Here is a 20905-nt window from a genome sequence, read left to right as displayed (position 1 = left end):
GGGCATGACGGTTCCTTACAGGGCGCCGGGCGGCGCCATGGTGAGCACGAGGTACACGAACGGGGCGGTGACGACCAGCGAGTCGAGGCGGTCCAGCACGCCCCCGTGACCGGGGAGCAGCGAACCCATGTCCTTCAATTCTAGGTCGCGCTTGATGAGCGACTCGGCGAGGTCGCCCACCGTGGCGGTGATCGCCGTGAGGACGCCGAGGACGACGCCCAGCAGCGGGCTGGCGTCGAGCGCGAGCACCGCGCCCGCGACGCCCACGGCCGTGGCGAGCACGACCGAGCCCGCCAGGCCCTCCCAGGTCTTCTTCGGGCTGACGGTGGGCGCCAGCGGGTGGCGGCCCATCGTCACCCCGGCGATGTACCCGCCGGTGTCGTTCGCGACGGCGAGCAGGATGAACAGCGCCACGCGCAGCTCGCCGTCCGGCTGCGCCAGCAGCAGGAGCACGAAGCCCGCGAGGAACGGCACGTACGTCGCCGCGAAGACGGAGGCGGCCGAGTCGCGCAGGGCCTGCGGCCCTGGGCCGTCCAGCACCCGCCAGACGACGACCGCGCCGACCGTCAGCACGTACGCGACCAGCAGCGCCTCCGGCCCCGACGTGTACGCCGAGACGACCATGCCGGCCCCGCCCACCAGGAGCGGGAGCATGGGCAGCCGGATGTCGCGCCGGGCGAAGGCCTGGCGGAGCTCCCAGAGCGCGGCGCCCACGGCGACGACCGCGACCGCCACGAACGGCTCCGGGCGGAACCACAGGGACGCCGCCACGCCGACGAGCAGGAGCACGCCGACGGTGATCGCCGCGGGCAGGTTGCGGCCGGCGCGCGACGACGTCGGGCCGGCCGCCCCACCGGTGGCGGGGTCGAGCGGGGACGCGTCCTCGCCCGGTTCGAGGGGATGGGTCACCATCAGACCTCGAGCAGCTCGCTCTCCTTGCCGGCGAGCAGCTGGTCGATCGCCTCGACGTGCTTCTTCGTCAGCGACTCCAGCTCCTTCTCGGCCCGGGACACCTCGTCCTCGCCGGCCTCGCCGTCCTTGACGATGCGGTCCAGCTCCTCCTTGGCCTTGCGGCGGACGTTGCGCACGGAGATGCGGGCGTCCTCCGCCTTCGTCTTGGCCATCTTCACGTAGTCACGACGCCGCTCCTCGGTGAGGGCGGGCATGACGACGCGGATCGCGTTGCCGTCGTTCGACGGGTTGACGCCCAGGTCGGACTCGCGCAGCGCCTTCTCGATCGTCGTCATCGAGCTCTTGTCGAACGGGGAGATGAGCACCGTGCGCGCGTCCGGGATGTTGAACGACGCGAGCTGCTGCAGCGGCGTCGGGGCGCCGTAGTAGTCCACGGTGATCTTCGAGAACATGCCGGCGCTCGCGCGGCCGGTGCGGATGCCCGCGAAGTCCTCCTTGGCGACCTCGATCGCCCGGTCCATCTTGTCCTCGGCCTCGAGGAGGGTGTCGTCGATCACCGGTGCTCCATTCTCGTCGTCGTGCTCGTCGGTCGTGTCGTGCTCGGTGGACCCGCGCAGGGTCAGTGCGTGGTGACCAGCGTGCCGATCTTCTCGCCCAGCAGTGCGCGGGTCACGTTACCCGGCTCCTCGAGGCCGAAGACGCGCATCCGCACGTCGTTGTCCCGGCACAGCGAGAGCGCGGTGGCATCCATCACGTTGAGGCCGCGCACCAGGGCGTCGGTGTAGGTCAGCTGCTCGAGCCGCTCGGCGTCCGGGTTCGTGCGCGGGTCGGCCGAGTAGACGGCGTCGACGCCGTTCTTGCCCATGAGGACCTCGTCGCAGTGCGTCTCCAGCGCGCGCTGCACCGAGACGGTGTCGGTGGAGAAGTACGGCATGCCCGCCCCCGCACCGAAGATCACGACGCGCCCCTTCTCCAGGTGACGGATCGCCCGCAGGGGGATGTACGGCTCCGCGACCTGCCCCATGGTGATCGCGGTCTGCACGCGGGTGGTCACGCCGTCCTGCTCCAGGAAGTCCTGCAGCGCCAGGCAGTTCATCACCGTGCCGAGCATGCCCATGTAGTCGGCACGGGCACGGTCCAGGCCGGCACGGGACAGCTCGGCCCCGCGGAAGAAGTTGCCCCCGCCGGACACGATCGCGACCTGCACGCCCTGGCGGACGGCGTCGCCGATCTCCTGGGCGACGCGGCGCACGACGTCCGTCGCCAGGCCCACGCTGCCGCCGCCGAAGGTCTCGCCGGAGAGCTTCAGCAGCACCCGGCGTGCCGGCGCGCTCTCGCCCGCCGCGGCGGGCGGCTCGGTCTGGTTGGTCTCGGTCACGTGCGTCACCGTCGCTCTCTCGGTCTGTTCCGCATGCCTCGGGCATGTGCTGCGCATCGCCGCGCGGCGCGCTGGACGCCGCGGGCGTGGCCGGGCCTGCGCCGCCCGACCGTTGGTGATCACCCTCCGCGCATCCTGGCACCGGACGGCGGCTCCCGCCCCGTCAGGGGCGCGGGTGGGTGGGTATGCGACAGGCCCGACCGCACCGCGCACGGTGCGGTCGGGCCTGGACGCAGGCGGGTGTCAGCTGCCGACGCGGAAGCGGACGAAGCCGAGCAGGTTGCCGCCGGTGGCGGCGACGTGCTTGGCGACCGTCGTCTTCGTGTCCTTGGCCAGCGGCTGGTCCACGAGGACGGCGTCCTTGAAGAAGCCGCCCAGGCGACCCTCGACGATCTTCGGCAGGGCGGCCTCGGGCTTGCCCTCGGCGATCGAGACCTCGCGCGCGATCTCGCGCTCCTTCTCGACGACGTCCGCCGGGACGTCCTCGCGGGACAGGAACCGCGGGGCCAGGGCCGCGACGTGCTGCGCGACGTCCTTGGCGACGGGCTCGGCCGCGTCGTCCGTGGCGACGAGCACGCCGATCGACGGCGGCAGGTCCTTGGCCGTCTTGTGCAGGTAGGTCGTGACCTTCGGCGCCTCGAGGCGGGCCACGCGGCGCAGCACGATCTTCTCGCCCAGGGTGGCGCCCTGCGCGGCGATCGTGTCGGCCACGGTGCCGTCGGCGGCCGGGGCGGCGAGCGCGGACTCGGCGTCCGTGGCACCCGCGGCGGCGGCGGCGTCGAGGACGGCGTCGGCCAGCGCGATGAACTTCTCGTTCTTGACGACGAAGTCCGTCTCGGCGTCGAGCTCGATCATCGTGGCGGCCTGGCCGGCGGCGGAGTCCTCGACCTTGACGGCCACGAGGCCCTCGGTGGTCGCGTTGCCCTCGCGCTTGGCGGCGCGCGCCAGGCCCTTCTTGCGGATGATCTCGATGGCCTGCTCGGCGTTGCCGTCGGCCTCGTCGAGCGCCTTCTTGACGTCGAGCATGCCGGCACCGGTGCGCTCGCGGAGCGCCTTGATGTCAGCGGCGGTGTAGTTCGCCATGGGGGTCCTCCGTGCTGGTTCGAGATCCGCCCGGCCCCGGTCGGGGCGCCGGGCGGAAGGGGCGTGCGGGGTCGCGGGCCGGTCGCGCGACGGCGACCGGCCCGCGAGGCCTCACTCGGACTTCTCGGTGGCCTGCTCGCCCTCGGCGGCCGGCGTCTCCTCGGCGGCGGGCGCCTCGGTGGCGGTCTCCTCGGCGACGGGAGCCTCGGTGGCGGCCTCCTCGGCGACGGGAGCCTCGGTCGCGGCCTCCTCGGCGGCGGGCGCCTCGGCCTGCGCGGCCTCGGCACCGGCCAGGAGCTCGCGCTCCCACTCGGCCAGCGGCTCGGCCTCGGTGGTCTCCGCGGCCTCGCCCTTCTTGCCCGAGTGACGCTGCATGAGGCCCTCGGCCGCGGCGTCCGCGATCACGCGGGTGAGCAGCGTGACGGAGCGGATCGCGTCGTCGTTGCCCGGGATCGCGTAGTCGACGACGTCGGGGTCGCAGTTGGTGTCGAGGATCGCGACGACGGGGATGCCCAGCTTGCGGGCCTCGTTGACGGCGAGGTGCTCCTTGTTGGTGTCGACGACCCAGACCGCGGACGGCGTCTTGGCCATGTCGCGGATGCCGCCGAGCGTGCGGGCGAGCTTGTCCTTCTCGCGACGCAGGACGAGGAGCTCCTTCTTCGTCAGCGCGGAGCCGGCGACGTCGTCGAAGTCGATCTCCTCGAGCTCCTTGAGGCGCTGGAGGCGCTTGTGCACGGTGGTGAAGTTGGTGAGCATGCCGCCCAGCCAGCGGTGGTTCACGTACGGCATGCCGACGCGGGCGGCCTGCTCGGCCACCGGCTCCTGCGCCTGCTTCTTGGTGCCGACGAAGAGGATGGTGCCGCCGTGGGCGACGGTCTCCTTGACGAACTCGTAGGCGCGGTCGATGTACGACAGCGACTGCTGGAGGTCGACGATGTAGATGCCGTTGCGCTCGGTGAAGATGAAGCGCTTCATCTTCGGGTTCCAACGGCGGGTCTGGTGCCCGAAGTGGACACCGCTCTCGAGGAGCTGGCGCATGGTCACGACGGCCATGACACGTCCTTTCGCCGCGTGCGCCGGATCATCCGGGCTGCACGCGCGTCTGGCGACCGGCCCTGCATCCTCGGCAGGAGTCCGGTCGCGGTACTCGGTTCGTCGGTGACGGGCATCTGACCCACCACCCCTGGCGTCACGCCGGGCCGGCACCGTCCCCGGGAGTACCGGGAACGGACCGCTGCCGACGCGGCCGCGCCCTGCGACCGGCGGACCGGGACGCGGGGCGCGTACGTGACGCGCGATGTCGACCTGCCCGCACCGTTCCCCCGGCCCGGACGGGCTCCGAGCCGTCGAGGACGGCAGCGGAGCACACCGGGAAGGTTCGGGGGCGAGGCACAAGCCGATCGCGCCCACCAGTCTACCCGACGGGAGGGGGCCGTCCGTCGCCCCCGCGACCGGCCCCGTCACAGCCGGCGTCGCCTGTCGCCGCGCCGGGCGTTTGCCCTTCGCGGATCCGTCCTGAGCCCGGTCCTGGGACCCGTCCGTCGCGGCGCCGAGCGGCCGGTCGGAGCGCGGGCACCGCCGTCGTCGTCGACGCCGTCCCCGGCGATTAGGCGGGCGGGACCCTGCCCCCAGGACGGCCGCGTCCCCAGGATCCCACCGCGCCGCCCCACCGCCGGCCCGGCCTGGCCAGGATGCCCGCATGACTCCCGTCCCCGGCCCACCGCTCCCCCGCCCGCCGGCCCCGCGCGCCGCCGGGCCCACACCGCCCCTCGCCCCTGGGCCGACGGAGCGCGGCTCGGCCGCGCCGCCCTCGGCGCCCGCCGATCGCGGCGCACGGCGGGCCGCCCGAGCCGCCCTGCTCACCGTGCTCGCGCTGCTGCTCGGCGCCGCGCCCGCCGTGGCCGGAGCGGCGGGCGGTGGTCCGCGGCCCTCCCTGCGCGCAGACACCGTCCTCGGGACGCACGTCCGCGCCATCGCGGAGGCGGCTGGGACACCAGGCGCGGCGGGGACACCAGGCGCGCCGCAGGCGGCAGGGACGCCAGGAGCCCCGGAGGCAGACGTTGCGGACGCTGCGGGCACGGGCGCTGCGGGCGCGGGCGCTGCGGCGCCGGCGACGACGATCCACCACGCCCGCAGCACGGCGGACGGTACGGCGGACGGCACGGCGGACGGCACGGCGGACGGCACGGCGGACGGCACGGCCAACGGCACGGCCAACGGCACGGCGGACGAGCTTGCGGGCGACCTCGCGGGCGACCTCGCACCGCGCGACGGCTGGTCGCGTCCCGTCCCGGGGTCGGTCGTGCACCCGTTCGACCCTCCCGCCGAACGATGGCTGGCCGGGCATCGCGGCGTCGACCTCGCCGCGGGCGCGGGCGACCCGGTGCGGGCCCCGGCGGCAGGGGTCGTCTCCTTCGCCGGCTCGGTCGCGGGCAAGCCGGTCGTCGTGGTCACGCACCCCGGCGGCCTGCGGTCGACCTTCGAGCCCGTGACAGCCTCCGTCGGCCGCGGCGACACCGTGGGCCGCGGCGAGGCGATCGGCGTCCTTGCCGACACCCCCGGGCACTGCGCGCCCGGCGGATGCCTGCACTGGGGCGTGCTGCGCGGTGAGGTCTACCTGGACCCGCTCGCGCTGCTCGGCGAGGACGCCCCGATCGTGCTGCTCCCCGGCGGCCCCTGAGAGACCACCGACGAGTACGGCGCGCCGCGACGGTCTCACCCTCGACCGGACTTCCGACGAAGGAGGAGACGCCATGGCCAAGGTGATCGCGGGGGCGACCGTCTCGCTGGACGGCTACGTGCAGGACGCCGACGGGGACTACGGCGCGCTGTACGCGGACTTCGACTCGCTCGAGAGCAGCGCCTACATGCGGCAGCTGCAGGAGGAGACCGGCGCGGTGCTCATGGGCCGCCGCACGTACGACCTCGCCGAGGATCCCGACGGCTACGCGGACGGGTACGAGTTCCAGGTACCGATCTTCGTCGTGACCCACGAGCCGCCGCCCGTCGCACCGAAGCGCAACGACCGGCTCTGGATCACCTTCGTCCCTGACGGGGTCGCGGAGGCCGTCGCGCGCGCCGTCGAGGCCGCGGGCGACCTCGACGTGACCTTCATCGGCGGTGCCGAGGTGTTCGGCCAGCTCATGGCGCACGGTCTCGTCGACGAGCTGGCCATCGACGTCATGCCGGTCCTGTTCGGCGGCGGGGTCCGGCTGTTCGACGGAGGTGCCGGGTCCGTGCCGCCCGGCACCACCCTGGAGAAGGTGAGCGTCCAGGAGATCGGCGTCCGCACGTCCCTGCGCTACCGCGTCGTCCGGGACGGCGCGTAGGGCGAGCACCGGGCCCCGGGGCGCCGTCCGGGAAGCAGCTCGGAGGGCGGCCGACGGGAGGTCAGGCGCGGGGGAAGGCCTGCACGAACACCTTGCGGAGGCGCTCGTCGTCCACGTGGGTGTACCGCTGGGTCGTGCCGAGGTCGGAGTGCCCCAGCACCTCCTGGACGGACCGGAGGTCGGATCCGCCCTGGAGCAGGTGCGTGGCTGCCGAGTGCCGCAGGGCGTGCGGGGCGACGTCCTCGACCCCGGCCTGCGCGGCCAGCTGGTGCACGGCGTCGCGGACCTGACGCTGCCCCCACCGTCCGCCGCGCGCGCCGAGCAGGAGGGCGGCGCCGGACCCGGGCTGCACCAGCGCGGGCCGGCCGGCCGCGAGCCACTCGGACACGGCGCGCGCCGCCGGCACCCCGAAGGGCACGACCCGTTCCTTGCCGCCCTTGCCGAGCACCCGCACGAGCCGCTCGGTGAGGTCGACGGCCGGGACGTCCACCTGGACCAGCTCGCCCACGCGGATCCCGCTGCCGTACAGCAGCTCCGCGGCGGCCCAGGCGCGCAGCGCGGAGGGCCGGTCGTCGGGCTCGGCGGCGTGCGCCGCCTCGCGGGCGGTGTCGAGCAGCGCCGACGCGGCGTCCGCGCTCAGCACCGTGGGCAGGGTGCGCGGGACCTTGGGGCTGGCGAGGCGGGCCGTGGGGTCGACGCTGACGAGCCCCACGCGGTACGCCCAGCGCAGGAAGGTGCGGGCCGCGGCGCCGCGGCGGGCGATCGTGGCCCGCGCCAGCCCACGGTCGGCCTGGGTGGCGAGCCAGCCGCGCAGCACGGCGACGTCCACGCCGGGCAGGTCCCCCACGCCGTGCCGCACCGCGTACCGCAGCAGCGAACCCACGTCCGCGCGGTAGGCCCGGCGTGTGTGCGCCGAATGGCCCCGCTGGACCTCGAGAAACTCGTCGAAGCGGGCCAGCGCCTCGTCGAGCGGCGCCGGCAGCGGCGGCAGGTCCGGATCGGTGTCCATCCAGGTCAGTGTGCCCCTGACGGGGCGAGAGGGGGGTGAGGCGACGCGCGTGTCTCCCCCGCGCCACCCCGTCCTCGTCACCCTCGCCTCCCGGTGCGGCGGGTCCCCCGGTGCCAACGGCCGCCGTCCTGCGCGGCGAGCCCGTGCAGCTCGAGGTCGCCGAGCCCGGCGAGGGTCTCCGCGACCGACAGCCCCGCGGTCCGGATCAGCGCGTCCAGCGCCGCGGACGACCGCGCCGGCAGCGCGTCCCACACCCGCCGCGCGCGCTCGTCGAGCGCATCGACCTCCTCGGGGCGGCCGGCCCGGGGCGTGGTCCCGGCGGCCGGGCACCCCGACGCGCGCGGGTCGCCGTGACCGCCCTCCGCGTCGGCCGGCCCGGCGACCGCTCCCGTGCCGTACGGGCCCGCGAGCTCGGCCACCTCCGCGGCGTCCGTCACGCAGACGGCCGCGCCGTCGCGCAGGAGCACGTGGCACCCGGTCGACGTCCCGGACGTCACCGGACCGGGCACGGCACCCAGCGGCCGCAGCAGCCGGGTCGCGTGCCGGGCCGTGCTCAGCGCACCCGAGCGCCACGCCGCCTCGACCACCACCGTGGCGCACGACGCGGCGGCGATGATCCGGTTGCGTGCCAGGAACCGCTGCCGGAACGGGGCGGAGCCCGGGGGCACCTCGCTGACCACCGCGCCGCCGCCGTCGGCCAGCCGGCGCAGCAGCTCGGCGTTCCCGGGCGGGTAGAACCGGTCGACGCCTCCCGCGAGCACGGCGACCGTGGGCGCGCCGCCCGCGAGCGCCCCGCGGTGGGCCGCGGCGTCGATCCCGTACGCCCCTCCGGAGACCACCGTGAACCCGCGGTCGGCGAGCCCGGCCGCCACCCCCGAGGCCACCTGGTCGCCGTACGCGCTGGAGGCCCGCGCCCCCACCACCGCGACCGAGCGCTCCACGAGGGCCGCGAGGTCCGGGTCGCCCCGCACCCAGAGCGCGAACGGCTCCTCCGCCCCGAGGTCGACGAGCCGACCGGGCCAGCGCGCGTCCTCCGGGGTCAGGAGGCTGCCGCCCAGCCGGTCGAGCACGCGCAGCTCGCGCCGGGGGTCGAGGCGGTCCAGGCGAGGCGCCCACCGCGCGACGGCCTCCATGAGCCGGTCCGCCGCGACGTCCGACCCGAGCGGGTCGAGCGCCGAGCCGCGCAGGGCGCGGGCCGGGTCGCGGACCGCGTCGGCGACCCAGCCGAGGGCGTCCCCCGGCCCGAGGTGCGCCACGAGTGCCCCCGCCACCACGTCGCCCGGCTCCACGAGCCGGCTCCAGGCGGCGCGGGCGAGGTGCGGGTCGGCAGTGTCGAACGGCAGCGCGGGCGGCACGGGCGGTACGGACCCGGTTCGGCGCGGCGGCCGGTCGACCGGCGGCGCCGCCCTGCGCCCGGGCGCGGCGACGACGGGCTCACCCATGGTTCCCCCGGGTACGCATCGTGACGGCCAGGGAGACGTCCTCGCGGGTCGGGGACCCGCGCCCGGCCAGGTCGGCGACCGTCCACGCGATCCGCAGCACCCGGTCGGCCCCGCGCAGGCTCAGCACGCCCCGGTCCACCATCTGCTCGATCGGCGCGAGGACCCCCGGCCCCCGCGAGCGGTCCCGCAGCCACCGCCCCGACACCTCGGCGTTGGTCGTCCAGGGGGTGCCGGCCAGCCGCTCGCGCGCCAGCGCGCGAGCCTCCGCGACCCGGCGGGCCACCTCGACCGACGACTCCCCGGGGGTACGGGCGGTGCGCTCGGCCCGGGTCACGGGATGCACGTCCACCTGCAGGTCCACGCGGTCGAGCAGCGGGCCCGACAGGCGGCCGAAGTACCGGCGCTTCGCCGTCGGCGTGCACGCGCAGTCGAGCCCCTTGTTGACCGACGCCATCCCGCACGGGCAGGGATTCGCCGCCAGCACCAGCTGGAAGCGGGCCGGGTAGCGCGCCGCGCCTCCCGCGCGGTGCAGCACCAGCTCCCCCTGCTCCAGCGGCTGCCGCAGGGTCTCGAGCACCCGGGAGGGGAACTCGGGCGCCTCGTCGAGCAGCAGCACGCCCCGGTGCGCCCGCGACACGGCACCGGGCCGCGCCAAGCCCGTGCCGCCCCCGACGATCGCCGCCGGGGTGGCCGTGTGGTGCGGGTCCTCGAAGGGAGGCCGGGTGAGCAGACCGTTCCCTGGGTCGAACGTCCCGGCCACCGAGTGCACGGAGGTCACCTCCACCGCCTCCACGGGGGTGAGGTCCGGGAGGATGCCGGGCAGCCGTGCCGCGAGCATCGTCTTCCCCGCACCGGGCGGCCCCACGAGCAGCAGGTGGTGGCCGCCGGCGGCCGCGATCTCGAGCGCCACGCGCGCCTGCGCCTGGCCGACCACCTCCGACAGGTCCCCCGCCGAACGGCGCACGACCGGCTGCCGGGCCGGCCGGACGGCGTCGAGCTCCGGCAGCTCGGCCAGGTCGCCGCCGTGCAGCAGCACCACCTCGGCCAGGGTGGCGGCCGCGTGCACCCGCGCCCCCGGCACCAGGCGGGCCTCCTCCGCGTCGCCGGCCGCCACGACGACGTCGAGGCAGCCGGCCTCGACGGCCGCCGCGACGGCAGGCAGGACGCCCCGCACGGGCTGCAGGCGCCCGTCCAGCCCGAGCTCGGCCAGGTGCACCACCCGGTCCAGCCCGGCGCCGGGGATCGTCCCGTCCCCCGCGAGCACGGCCACGGCGATGGCCACGTCGAAGGACGAGCCCGACTTGCGCAGCGAGGCGGGCGAGAGGTTGACCGTGATCTTGCGGTGCGGCCACTTGATCCCCGTGGAGAGGACGGCGGCCCGCACCCGCTCGCGCGACTCGTGCAGCGCGGTGTCGGGCAGCCCGACCAGGGTGAACCCCGGCACGGACGCCGCGAGCTGCGCCTGCACCTCCACCAGGTGGCCGCTCAGCCCCGTCAGGGCCACCGACGCCGTCGTCCCGAGGCCCATCAGAGCACCCCGACCAGGTGCTCGACCTGGGCGGCGCCCGACCGTGGCAGCACCACCGCCACGACGTCGACCCGCACCTCGCGGCACCGCACGCCGCGGTGCTCGACGAGCCACTGCCCGGTGAGCCGGCGCACCCGCGCGAGCTTCTCCGGCGTCACCGCCTCGGCCGGATGCCCGTACGCCGTGCCCCGGCGCGTCTTCACCTCGATCGCGACCAGCACGTCGCCGTCGAGCGCGACCAGGTCGAGCTCACCGCCCGACCCGCGCCAGTTGCGCTCCAGCACCTGCAGACCCTGCGCCTCGACGTGGCGCGCGGCCACCCGTTCCCCGTACCGCCCGACGGCGTCCTTCGCCCGCATCGAACCACCTCCGCGGGAAGCCTCGCGGAGCGGCATGGCGCCGGGCGCGGGTCACGTGCGGCTGTGGACCACGCCCTGCCTGGGGGCAGCGTCGGCGCCTGCGGACGGCCCGCGGCGTCCTCGCGCTGATGGCCGCGAGACCGCTAGAGGGCGAGCTCCGCCTTCGCGAGCTCCTCGACGTTGACGTCCTTGAACGTCACCACGCGCACGGACTTCACGAACCGCGCGGACCGGTACACGTCCCACACCCAGGCGTCGGCCAGCCGGAGCTCGAAGTAGACCTCGCCCGCGGCGGAGCGCACCTGCAGGTCCACCTGGTTGGCGAGGTAGAACCGCCGCTCGGTCTCGACGACGTACGAGAACAGGCCCACCACGTCGCGGTACTCGCGGTAGAGCGCGAGCTCCATCTCGGTCTCGTAGTTCTCGAGGTCTTCGGCGCTCACGGTGCCATCATCCCATCGGCGAGCCCCGCGTCGAGCGTGGCGGCGGGCGCGCCGGGAACCGTCGCGCCGATCCCGCCGTCGTCGGCGAGCGCGCGGAGGTTCCACGACCGGCGATGCTGCGGCGTCGGGCCGTGGCTGCGCAGCGCCTCCAGGTGGGCCGGGGCGGAGTACCCCTTGTTCTGGTCCCAGGCGAACGCCGGGTACTGGCGCGCCAGGCGCACGAGCAGGCCGTCGCGCTCCACCTTGGCGAGCACGCTCGCCGCCGCGACCGACGAGCACTGCAGGTCCGCCTTGACCAGGGTGCGCACCGCGGGCTCGGGCACGTCGGGGCTCAGTGCCGGGTCGAGGTCGGTCGCCTCGAAGAGGTCCACGTCGCCCCGGCTCAGCCAGTCGTGCGAGCCGTCCAGCAGCACCACGTCCACGTCGCCGCAGGTACGCCGCACCTGTGCCAGGGCGCGCCGGCCGGCGAGCCGCAGCGCGGCGACGATGCCGTGCGCGTCGATCTCCGCGGGCCCGGCGTGCCCGACGGCCCAGGCCACGCCCCAGCGCTGCAGCTGGGGGACCATCGCGACCCGCGCGGCCGGGGTGAGGAGCTTGGAGTCCGTCAGGCCCTGCGGGGCCGTCCGCGTGGCGGCGTCGACGACGACGACACCCACGCTCACCGGGCCGGCGAGCGCGCCGCGGCCCACCTCGTCCATGCCCGCGACGAGGCGCGCCCCGCCCGTGAGCAGGGACCGCTCCTGGCGCAGGGTGGGGCTCCGGCGCTGCTTGGCGGCCGCGTTCGCCGTGCGCCGGCGCGGCGGCGTCGGACGACGCACCGTCTCGGGGCCGGAGAGCACGCGGGCGGCCTGTGCGCCGCCCTGCTGCTCGACGAGCGAGGTCACGGCTCCGGCACCTTCGCGAAGACGTCGCCCGGGTTGCGCAGCAGGGTGGCGTCGCTCAACGGCCAGACCGTCGCGAACGCCGAGCCGACCACGTTGTCCATGGGCACGAAGCCGCCGCCGGGCTTGCCGGTGTTGTAGCGGGAGTCCGCCGAGTTCTGCCGGTTGTCGCCCATGACGAACAGCATGCCGTCCGGGACGGTGGTGTCGAAGTCGAGCTCGCTCGGCACCGAGCCGGGCTTGATGTACGACTCCTCGTCGATGGGCTGCCCGTTGACGCTTACCCGGCCCTGGTCGTCGCAGCACGTCACGTGGTCGCCCGGCAGGCCGATGACGCGCTTGATCAGGTGGTCGCCCGTCTCCTGCGGCATGAGCCCGACGAAGGTCAGGACGTTCGTCACGGCCTGCCCGACCGGCGTGCGCTCCGGCGGCTCGTACGGCGGCAGCCAGCCGCCCGGGTCCCTGAACACCACGATGTCGCCGCGGTGCACGTCGAAGACGTCCGGGACCATCCGGGAGACCATCACGCGGTCGCCGACCTCGAGCGTGTCCTCCATCGACCCGCTGGGGATGAAGAACGCCTGCACGAGGAACGTCTTGATGAGCCACGACAGGACGAGGGCGCTGACGACGATGATCGCCGTCTCGCGCAGGACGCCGAGCCCACCGCTCCGTCCACGGCTCGGCGCCGGGCCGCCGGCCGGGGCGGCCTGGCCCGAGCCGACCACGGCGTCGAAGCCGTCGGCCCCGCCGCCGGACCCCTCGCCCGCGGGGTCGTTCGGTCGAGGCTCGTGCGCACTGGGCCGGTCGGTCACGGGATCGGAGTCTGCCACGCTCTCACTCTTTCACTCGCCACCGTCCAGGGCGAAACCGTCACGAGCCGTGGCGTACCGGGCGACGAAGACCACCACGGACCACCGTCGGGAGACGACGGACGGGCGGCCCTGCCGTAGCAGGACCGCCCGTCGGTGCGTACCGGTGCGGCGTGACGCGGGGCGTCACGCCGCCGCGGTTCACTTCGCGGTCGGCGTCACGCGCTTCTCGCGGATCTTCGCCTTCTTGCCGCGCAGGTTGCGCAGGTAGTACAGCTTCGCGCGGCGGACGACACCGCGCGTCACGACCTCGATCGAGTCGATGGTCGGGGCGTGCAGGGGGAACGTGCGCTCCACGCCGACACCGAAGCTGATCTTGCGGACGGTGAAGGTCTCGCGGACGCCGCCGCCCTGGCGCGCGATGACGATGCCCTGGAACGCCTGGACGCGCGAGCGGTTGCCCTCGACGACCTTGACGTTGACCTTGACGGTGTCGCCGGCGCGGAAGTCCGGGACGTCGGAGCGCAGCGAGGCTGCGTCGACGGAGTCGAGCGTGTGCATGGTTCTCTCCCCGCCCTGCCACAGGTCAGGAACAAGATCGTGGCACGCTCTCGGGCGCGCCGTGTCTGACGAATCGGTGGGTGCGTCGGCTCCTCGACCCAGACGGCTACCAGCCGTCATGACCTCCCCTGTGGCAGAGGCCGGGTCGGCGAACACACCAGCGCCCTATTCTGCCACAGGTTCCGGCGCCCGTCGGAGGCCGCCGTCGGCCACCACCCAGCCGAGGCCCGCCAGGAGGGCGAGGTCGGCCTTGTCGAGCCCCGCGACGTCGAGCGCCGCCACCATGTCGGGACGCCGCGCCGCGGTGCGCTCCAGGGCCCGGTCGCGGCGCCAGCGCTCGATCCGCGCGTGGTGCCCGGACAGCAGCACCTCGGGCACCTCGAGCCCCTCCCACGCGGGCGGCTTGGTGTACACGGGGTACTCGAGCAGCCCGGCGGCGCCGTGCGACTCCTCGACCAGCGAGTGCGGGTTGCCCACCACGCCGGGCAGCAGCCGCCCGAACGCCTCGATCATCACGAGGGCGGCGACCTCGCCGCCGTTGAGCACGTAGTCGCCGATCGACAGCTCGCTCACGCGGTGCCCGGCGGCCCGGGCGCGCTCGGCGACGCGGGCGTCGATGCCCTCGTACCGGCCGCACGCGAACACGACGTGCTCCTCCAGCGCCAGCGCCTCCGCGTGCCGCTGCGTGAACACGTCCCCCGACGGGGTCGGCACCACGAGGTGCCCGCCGCCGCCGGCGGGCAGGACGTCGTCGAGCGCGTGGCCCCACACGTCGGGCCGCATGACCATGCCCGCTCCCCCGCCGAACGGGGTGTCGTCCACGGTGCGGTGCCGGTCGGTGGTCCAGTCCCGCAGGTCGTGCACACGCAGGTCGAGCAGCCCGGCCTTGCGCGCCTTGCCCACCAGCGACAGGTCCAGCGCCGCCAGGTAGTCGGGGAAGATCGAGACGACGTCGACGCGCACGTCAGTCCTCCGGGCGGTCGACGACGGCGGACTCCGCGTCCCGGGCGAGCAGCCCGCCCGGCGGGGTCAGCACGACCCGGCCGCCGGCCACGTCGACCGTGGGCACGATGGCGTGCACGAACGGGACGAGGGTGCGCTCACCGCCCGGCTCACGGACCACGAGCGCGTCGTGCGCGGGCAGGTGCTCCAGCCCGACGACCTCGCCCACGACCGTGCCGTCCTCGAGCTCCGCCCGCAGACCCTGCAGCTCGTGCGGGTACCAGGCGTCCTCCTCGTCGGAGGCGTCGGCCTCGACGACGAGCTCGACGCCGCGCAGCGCCTCGGCGGCGGTCCGGTCGGCGACCTCCGCGAACGACACGAGCCAGCGCCCCTGGTGCTCGCGCGCGGCGGTCACCGTCAGCGGCCCCGCCGACGCCGGGTCGGTCCGAAGGGTGAGGCCGACCGCCAGCCGGTCCTCGGGGTTGTCGGTGCGCAGGTCGAGACCGACCTCGCCCCGGAGCCCGTGCGCACGCGCGACGCGCGCCACCACCAGCTGCATGACCACTCCTGTCTCGAATTCGCTCCACGGGACGTCGACGGCCCCGCGGTCCAGCATGCCCCGCCCTGGTCGAGGCCACAGACGACGAGGCCCGGCCCCACCGGCGTGCGGTGGGGACCGGGCCTCGTCGAAGCTACGGCAGCGGGTGCGGCGGTCAAGGCCGGTCGACGTCCACGACGTCGACCCGCACGGGGCCGTCCGTCGCGAGCGCGCCGACCACGGTGCGCAGAGCCTTCGCGGTCCGTCCGCCCCGGCCGATCACGCGGCCGAGGTCGTCGGGGTGCACCCGCACCTCGAGCAGGTCGCCCCGGCGCTGCGTCCGTGCGCCCACCCGGACGTCGTCCGGGTGGTCCACGATGCCGCGCACCAGGTGCTCGAGGGCCTCGGCAAGCATCAGGCCTCGGCCTCGGCCTCGGCGGACTCCGCCGGCTCCGCGGTCTTCTTCTCGGCGGCCTTCGCCTTGGCCTTCTCGGCCTCGGCGGCGACGGCCTCGATCGCGGCGGCGCTGTCGGCCTTCGCGGTCTTGGTCCGCAGGGTGCCCTCGGCGCCGGGCAGGCCCTTGAACTTCTGCCAGTCACCGGTGACCTTGAGGAGCGCGGCGACCTGCTCGGTCGGCTGCGCACCGACGCCGAGCCAGTACTGCGCGCGCTCGGACTTGATCTCGATGAACGACGGCTCCTCGGTCGGGTGGTACTTCCCGATCTCCTCGATGACGCGGCCGTCGCGCTTGGCGCGCGAGTCGGCCACGACGACGCGGTAGTACGGGGCCCGGATCTTGCCGAGGCGCTTCAGACGAATCTTGACGGCCACTGTGGTGGTGTCTCCTGGTTCTGGTGGGGCGACCTTGCGCTCCGCCGGGTGGGGTCCTGGCGGCGCATGAGGTCAGGACGCGACCTGCGCAGGAGAGAGGGGCCTGGGCACGCCGAGTACCCGGCCATTGTGCCAGACCCGGGGGGCGCGCTCCAACCTCACGTGACGCACCTCTCGCCGCCGGCTCGCGTCAGCCCCGCACGACCTGTCCGCGCAGCACGACGGCCGTCGGGTGCCGCAGCACCTCGATGTCCTCGCGGGGGTCGGCCGGGTAGACGACCAGGTCGGCGCTGGAGCCCTCGACCAGCGCGCCGAATCCCAGCACCTCGCGGGCCCGCCAGGTCGCCATCGCGACGACGTCGGCCGCGGGGATGCCCGCCGCGACCAGCTCGACGCACTCGTCCACGACCCGCCCGTGGCCCAGGGTGCCGCCCGCGTCCGTGCCGACCAGCAGCGGGACGCCCGCCTCGTGCAGCGTCCGCACGTGCTCGTAGCGGCGCGCGTGCATGCGCCGCATGCGCGCGGCGTACACGGGGTACTTGTCCTGCGCCTGCTCCGCGATCTCGGCGAAGCGCCCCACCTGCAGCAGCGTGGGTGTCACCGGGATGCCGCGCGCGGCGACCTCGTCCACGTAGCCGCCGACCACGCCGGTGCCGTGCTCGATGCCGTCCACGCCCGCGGCGAGGAGGTCGCCGACGACCTCCTCGGAGAACGCGTGCACCGTGACGCGCGCCGCCTCGGCGTGCGCGGCGGCGACGGCCTCGACGAGGACGTCGCGCGGCCACAGCGGCCGCAGGTCGCCGTCGGCGCCGAGGTCCCGGTCGATCCAGTCGCCGACGAGCTTGACCCACCCGTCCGCGCGACGCGCCTCGGCACGCACCGCGCCGGGCAGGTCCGCCACGTCGTCGAGCTCGAGGCCGAAGTTCCGCAGGTAGCGCCTCGGCCGCGCGAGGTGACGACCGGCGCGCACGAGGCGGGGCAGGTCGGGCCGCTCCTGCACCCAGGAGGTGTCGGCCGGCGACCCCGCGTCGCGCACGAGCAGGACACCCGCGTCGCGGTCGGCGAGCGCCTGCGCGACCGCCGTCTCGGCGTCGACGGCGCCGTCCGGGCCGAGGCCCACGTGGCAGTGCACGTCGACGAGCCCCGGGAGCACCCAGCCCTCCAGGTCGCGGGTGGCGCTGCCCTGCGGCGACGGCCGGGTCAGGCTGACGCGTCCGTCGCGCACCCACATCTCACCGACGTCGCGGTCCTGTCCGAGCAGGACATGGCCGGTGACGTGCAGCGGGACGTGCGGGGCGGACATGGTCGAAGGCTACCGAGTCGCAGGGTTCGTCCGGGCGCGCCGGGCCGGAGGCTCAGCGACCGCCGAGCAGCTTGTCGAAGCCGTCGGGGAGCTGGAGCTTGGACAGGTCCTGCTCCGCCGGCTCCGCGCCGCCGCCGACACCGAAGGCGGAGCCGGGCGCCGCGGTGGTCTCGGCGGGGCCGCCGAGGGCGCGCTGCAGGGCGTCGCGCTCCTGCTGGGCCCGCTTCGCCGGGTTGCCGGACTTGCCCTTGACCTTGCGCTGCGGCGCCTGCTTGCCGCGCGCCTTCTTGCCGCCGCCGGGCATCCCGGGCATCCCCGGCATCCCGCCGGGCATGCCCGGCATGCCGCCGCCCTTGCTCATCTGGCGCATCATCTTCTGCGCCTGGCCGAACCGCTCGAGGAGCTGGTTGACGGCCGTGGTGGTCTGCCCGGAGCCGCGCGCGATGCGCGCCCGGCGCGAGCCGTTGATGATCTTGGGGTTGTCGCGCTCGGCCGGCGTCATCGACTGGATGAGGGCCTGGACGCGGTCGACCTCGCGCTCGTCGAAGTTCTCGAGCTGCTCGCGCATCTGCCCCATGCCCGGCATCATCCCGAGCATCTTCTTCATCGAGCCGAGCTTCTTCATCTGCTGCATCTGCACGAGGAAGTCGGAGAGGGTGAAGTCCTCGCCCTTCTCGACCTTGGCCGCCATCTTGGCGGCCTCCTCGGCGTCGAACGCCTTCTCGGCCTGCTCGATGAGGGTGAGCACGTCACCCATGTCGAGGATGCGCGAGGCCATCCGGTCGGGGTGGAAGACCTCGAAGTCGGTCAGCTTCTCGCCCGTGGAGGCGAACATGATCGGCCGGCCGGTGATGGTGGCCACGGACAGCGCGGCACCGCCGCGGGCGTCGCCGTCGAGCTTGGACAGCACCACGCCGGTGAAGTCCACGCCCTCCTCGAACGCCTTCGCGGTCGCGACGGCGTCCTGGCCGATCATCGCGTCGATGACGAACAGGACCTCGTCGGGCTGCACGGCGTCGCGGATGTCCGCGGCCTGGCGCATGAGGACCTGGTCGACGCCGAGGCGGCCGGCGGTGTCGACGATGACGACGTCGTGCTGCTTGGTCCTCGCCTCCGCGACGCCCTGGCGGGCCACGCCCACGGGGTCGCCGATGACGACGTCGGTCTCCGCGCCCTGGTTGCCCGGGTGGGGCGCGAAGACGGGCACGCCCGCGCGCTCGGCCACCACGGACAGCTGGGTGACGGCGTTGGGCCGCTGGAGGTCGGCGGCGACGAGCAGCGGCGTGTGACCCTGGTCCTTGAGGGCCAGCGCGAGCTTGCCAGCGAGCGTCGTCTTACCGGCGCCCTGGAGGCCCGCGAGCATGATGACCGTGGGCGGCGTCTTCGCGAGCTGGAGCGGGCGGGTCTGGCCGCCGAGGATCGCGACGAGCTCGTCGTTGACGATCTTCACGACCTGCTGCGCCGGGTTCAGCGCGCCCGACACCTCGGCGGACAGCGCGCGCTCGCGCACGGCGGCGGTGAACTCGCGCACGACGGGCACGGCGACGTCGGCGTCGAGCAGCGCCCGGCGGATCTCGCGCACGGTCGCGTCGATGTCCGCCTCGGAGAGCCGGCCCCGACCGCGCAGGTTCTTGAACGTCGCGGTGAGCCGGTCCGACAGGGAGTTGAACACCAGGCAGGTCCTCACAGAGAGTCTTCGGGGGATGCAGCCACCTAGCCTACCCGTCACCCACCGGTCGCCAGGCGGTCGGTCCCGAGCGCCCGGCGGGCCCGCCGCGTGAGGTCGTCCACCAGGGCCGCGCGCCACGCCGTCCAGCCCGCCGGCCCCAGGGACGACGCGTCGGCCTCCGTCAGCGCCCGGACCGTCTCCAGCAGGTCCGCGCGGTGCTCCAGCGCGTCCAGGAGCTCCGTCACGGTGGCCGGGTCCTCCAGGTCCGCGGTGGTCGCCAGCCGCGCGAGGGTGAGGTGGTGGCGCACGACCAGGCCGACGTCGCGCGCCACGGCGTCGTCGAAGCCGGTGCGCCGCACGACGCCGGGCGCGATCGCGGCGCCCTCGACGGCGTGGTCCGTGCTGGCCGCGCCGCGCCGCTTGCCGATGTCGTGCAGCAGCGCGGACAGCAGCAGCACCTCGCTCGGCGCCGGGGCCACGCCGGCGTCGGCCGCGACCTGGCGTCGCACCCGCGAGGCCCGGGCGACCGTCTCGACGAGGTGCCGGTCGACCGTGTGCCGGTGGATCGCCGCGCGCTGCGGGCGGTTGCGCACGCCGGCCCACTCGGGGATCCAGGTCGTCACGACGCCGGCGAGGTCGAGCGCCTCCCAGACGGGCACCTGGGCCGGGCCGGCGCCGAGCAGCGTGAGCAGGGCCGTGCGGGCGGCGGGCGGCCACGGCACCGGAGGCGGCGGGCTCTGGGCCAGCGACTGCACGGTGACCGGCGAGAGCACGAGGCCCGTGCGCGCCGCGGTGGCCGCCGCCCGCAGCGGGAGCAGCGGGTCGTCGGCGGGCTGCGCGCCGGCGGCCAGCACCAGCTCGCCGTCGTGCTCGACGAGGCCGTCGCCCGCGGACCGCAGGCGTGGGGCCGACCGCCGGCCCCGGACCACGACCGGCCGCCGCACCGCGGGGCGCTGGAGGGCCTGTCGCGCCCGGCGCACGGTCGAGTCCAGGGCGTACGAGATCTCGCGGCCCGCCTCCGCGAGGCCCGCCAGCAGCTCGTCCGGGTCGTCGTGGCCGCAGCGCGCGGCGACCTCGTCCAGGTCGGCGAGCAGGAGCCGCGTGGAGCGGCGCCGCGTGACGACGTGCACCGTGTCCCGCACGTCCAGCAGGTGCGCGTACGCCCGGTCGACCCGCCCGTGCGGCCGGTCGGTGAGCCAGGTGGCCGCGAGCGCCGACAGCAGCACCGCGTCGCGGATGCCGCCGCGGGACTCCTTGAGGTCCGGCTCGATGAGGTACGCGAGCTCGCCGGCCCGCTCCGCGCGCTCCCGGGCGCTGTGCAGCAGCTCCGGCAGGCGCCGCCGGGAGGCGGACCGCCAGTCCGTGAGGATCGCCGAGGCGGCCCGGTGCACGACCACGGCGTCGCCCGCGAGCGGGCGCACGTCGAGCCAGCCGACCGCGGCCGGGAGGTCGGTGGACGCCAGCCGGCGGGTCTGGCTCAGGGAGCGCACGGCGTGGTCGACGTCGACCCCCGAGTCCCACAGCGGGTACCAGAGGGCGTCGGCGACCCGGGCGAGCTCGTCGGGCTTGTGGGTGCGGCCGTCGTGCACGAGGACGAGGTCGAGGTCGGACAGCGGGCCCGGCTCGCCGCGGCCCAGGCTGCCCACGGCGGCCAGCGCGATCCCCGCCGGGTCGACGTCGGCCGTGGCGGCCTCGTACAGGGGCGCGAGCCGGTCCGTGACGAGCTGCTGCAGGGCGGTGCGGCGCGCGACGCCGGACCGGCCGGGGCCCGTCAGCCCGTCGGCCAGGGCGAGCAGGTCGGCGCGCAACGGGCCGACCGGGCCCCGCCCCCCGGTGGTCGGGGGGCGGGGCCCGGTCGGGTCCCCGAGGGGGTCGGGCACGGGCA

The 20905-nt window shown here is 75.3% G+C and carries 22 protein-coding genes; 2 read left to right on the top strand and 20 right to left on the bottom strand.

All coding sequences use genetic code 11. The features are described from left to right. Positions 1-15: 15 nt before the first annotated feature. From ACFU9A_RS10400 to rpsB, 5 genes are all read right to left on the bottom strand, one after another. Positions 16-813, bottom strand: coding sequence for a phosphatidate cytidylyltransferase (locus ACFU9A_RS10400; RefSeq protein ID WP_430575377.1), 798 nt, complete (start codon positions 811-813; stop codon positions 16-18). Between the two features lie 98 nt (positions 814-911). Beyond that, the gene (gene frr, locus ACFU9A_RS10395) at positions 912-1469 is read right to left on the bottom strand and encodes a ribosome recycling factor (protein ID WP_430575138.1); all 558 of its coding nucleotides are present in this window, start codon (positions 1467-1469) and stop codon (positions 912-914) included. 62 nt (positions 1470-1531) lie between these two features. Further along, entirely contained in the window at positions 1532-2299 is a 768-nt protein-coding gene (gene pyrH / locus ACFU9A_RS10390; protein WP_430575137.1) for a UMP kinase, read from the bottom strand. A 234-nt stretch (positions 2300-2533) separates the two neighbouring features. Next, positions 2534-3373, bottom strand: a complete 840-nt coding sequence (tsf, locus tag ACFU9A_RS10385) for a translation elongation factor Ts (protein WP_430575136.1) — start codon at positions 3371-3373, stop codon at positions 2534-2536. 111 nt (positions 3374-3484) lie between these two features. Further along, positions 3485-4426 (bottom strand): 30S ribosomal protein S2, encoded by a 942-nt coding sequence (rpsB, locus tag ACFU9A_RS10380; RefSeq protein ID WP_430575135.1) that lies wholly within the window; start codon positions 4424-4426, stop codon positions 3485-3487. Between the two features lie 646 nt (positions 4427-5072). Here rpsB and ACFU9A_RS10375 point away from each other — a divergent pair. Next, positions 5073-6053, top strand: a complete 981-nt coding sequence (locus ACFU9A_RS10375; protein WP_430575134.1) for a murein hydrolase activator EnvC family protein — start codon at positions 5073-5075, stop codon at positions 6051-6053. A 73-nt stretch (positions 6054-6126) separates the two neighbouring features. Next, complete coding sequence (locus ACFU9A_RS10370; protein ID WP_430575133.1) at positions 6127-6702, top strand: dihydrofolate reductase family protein; 576 nt, start codon at positions 6127-6129, stop codon at positions 6700-6702. 61 nt (positions 6703-6763) lie between these two features. On the opposite strand, the gene ACFU9A_RS10365 is transcribed toward ACFU9A_RS10370, so the two are convergent. The 15 genes from ACFU9A_RS10365 to ACFU9A_RS10295 all read right to left on the bottom strand — a co-directional run bounded on the left by ACFU9A_RS10365 (position 6764) and on the right by ACFU9A_RS10295 (position 20900). Further along, positions 6764-7711, bottom strand: a complete 948-nt coding sequence (locus ACFU9A_RS10365; RefSeq protein ID WP_430575132.1) for a tyrosine recombinase XerC — start codon at positions 7709-7711, stop codon at positions 6764-6766. Between the two features lie 77 nt (positions 7712-7788). Then, complete coding sequence (gene dprA / locus ACFU9A_RS10360; protein WP_430575131.1) at positions 7789-9153, bottom strand: DNA-processing protein DprA; 1365 nt, start codon at positions 9151-9153, stop codon at positions 7789-7791. Next, positions 9146-10681 (bottom strand): YifB family Mg chelatase-like AAA ATPase, encoded by a 1536-nt coding sequence (locus ACFU9A_RS10355; protein WP_430575130.1) that lies wholly within the window; start codon positions 10679-10681, stop codon positions 9146-9148. Before ACFU9A_RS10355 ends, dprA begins: the two co-directional genes overlap by 8 nt. Then, positions 10681-11040 carry a YraN family protein gene (locus ACFU9A_RS10350; protein ID WP_430575129.1) on the bottom strand — a complete coding sequence of 120 codons (360 nt, stop codon included), beginning with the start codon at positions 11038-11040 and terminating at the stop codon, positions 10681-10683. The genes ACFU9A_RS10355 and ACFU9A_RS10350 overlap by 1 nt, the downstream gene beginning before the upstream one ends. A 143-nt stretch (positions 11041-11183) precedes the next feature. Beyond that, positions 11184-11483, bottom strand: coding sequence for a DUF2469 domain-containing protein (locus ACFU9A_RS10345; protein ID WP_013838354.1), 300 nt, complete (start codon positions 11481-11483; stop codon positions 11184-11186). Next, the gene (locus tag ACFU9A_RS10340) at positions 11480-12301 is read right to left on the bottom strand and encodes a ribonuclease HII (protein ID WP_430575376.1); all 822 of its coding nucleotides are present in this window, start codon (positions 12299-12301) and stop codon (positions 11480-11482) included. Before ACFU9A_RS10340 ends, ACFU9A_RS10345 begins: the two co-directional genes overlap by 4 nt. A gap of 62 nt (positions 12302-12363) precedes the next feature. Continuing rightward, the gene (gene lepB / locus ACFU9A_RS10335; protein ID WP_430575128.1) at positions 12364-13197 is read right to left on the bottom strand and encodes a signal peptidase I; all 834 of its coding nucleotides are present in this window, start codon (positions 13195-13197) and stop codon (positions 12364-12366) included. A gap of 180 nt (positions 13198-13377) precedes the next feature. Further along, entirely contained in the window at positions 13378-13737 is a 360-nt protein-coding gene (rplS, locus tag ACFU9A_RS10330) for a 50S ribosomal protein L19 (RefSeq protein ID WP_430575127.1), read from the bottom strand. 165 nt (positions 13738-13902) lie between these two features. Further along, a complete protein-coding gene (gene trmD / locus ACFU9A_RS10325) occupies positions 13903-14700 on the bottom strand; it encodes a tRNA (guanosine(37)-N1)-methyltransferase TrmD (protein WP_430575126.1) in 798 nt (265 codons plus the stop codon). 1 nt (position 14701) lies between these two features. Next, positions 14702-15238: a ribosome maturation factor RimM gene (rimM, locus tag ACFU9A_RS10320; RefSeq protein WP_430575125.1), complete on the bottom strand. Its 537-nt coding sequence runs from the start codon at positions 15236-15238 to the stop codon at positions 14702-14704. A gap of 154 nt (positions 15239-15392) precedes the next feature. After that, positions 15393-15632, bottom strand: a complete 240-nt coding sequence (locus ACFU9A_RS10315; RefSeq protein WP_430575124.1) for an RNA-binding protein — start codon at positions 15630-15632, stop codon at positions 15393-15395. After that, complete coding sequence (rpsP, locus tag ACFU9A_RS10310) at positions 15632-16048, bottom strand: 30S ribosomal protein S16 (RefSeq protein ID WP_430575123.1); 417 nt, start codon at positions 16046-16048, stop codon at positions 15632-15634. The genes ACFU9A_RS10315 and rpsP overlap by 1 nt, the downstream gene beginning before the upstream one ends. Positions 16049-16238: 190 nt before the next feature. Beyond that, the gene (locus ACFU9A_RS10305) at positions 16239-17351 is read right to left on the bottom strand and encodes an amidohydrolase family protein (protein WP_430575122.1); all 1113 of its coding nucleotides are present in this window, start codon (positions 17349-17351) and stop codon (positions 16239-16241) included. 52 nt (positions 17352-17403) lie between these two features. Then, the gene (gene ffh, locus ACFU9A_RS10300) at positions 17404-19023 is read right to left on the bottom strand and encodes a signal recognition particle protein (protein ID WP_430575121.1); all 1620 of its coding nucleotides are present in this window, start codon (positions 19021-19023) and stop codon (positions 17404-17406) included. A gap of 53 nt (positions 19024-19076) precedes the next feature. Next, on the bottom strand, positions 19077-20900 hold the full coding sequence (locus tag ACFU9A_RS10295) for an HD domain-containing protein (RefSeq protein WP_430575120.1): 1824 nt from the start codon (positions 20898-20900) through the stop codon (positions 19077-19079). Positions 20901-20905 lie beyond the last annotated feature (5 nt).

The sequence above is a fragment of the Isoptericola sp. NPDC057653 genome (assembly GCF_042799955.1).
In the GTDB taxonomy this organism is placed as follows: Bacteria; Actinomycetota; Actinomycetes; order Actinomycetales; family Cellulomonadaceae; genus Isoptericola.
Note: the sequence above shows the minus strand (reverse complement) of the source record. Positions and strands in the feature narration are given on the sequence as shown.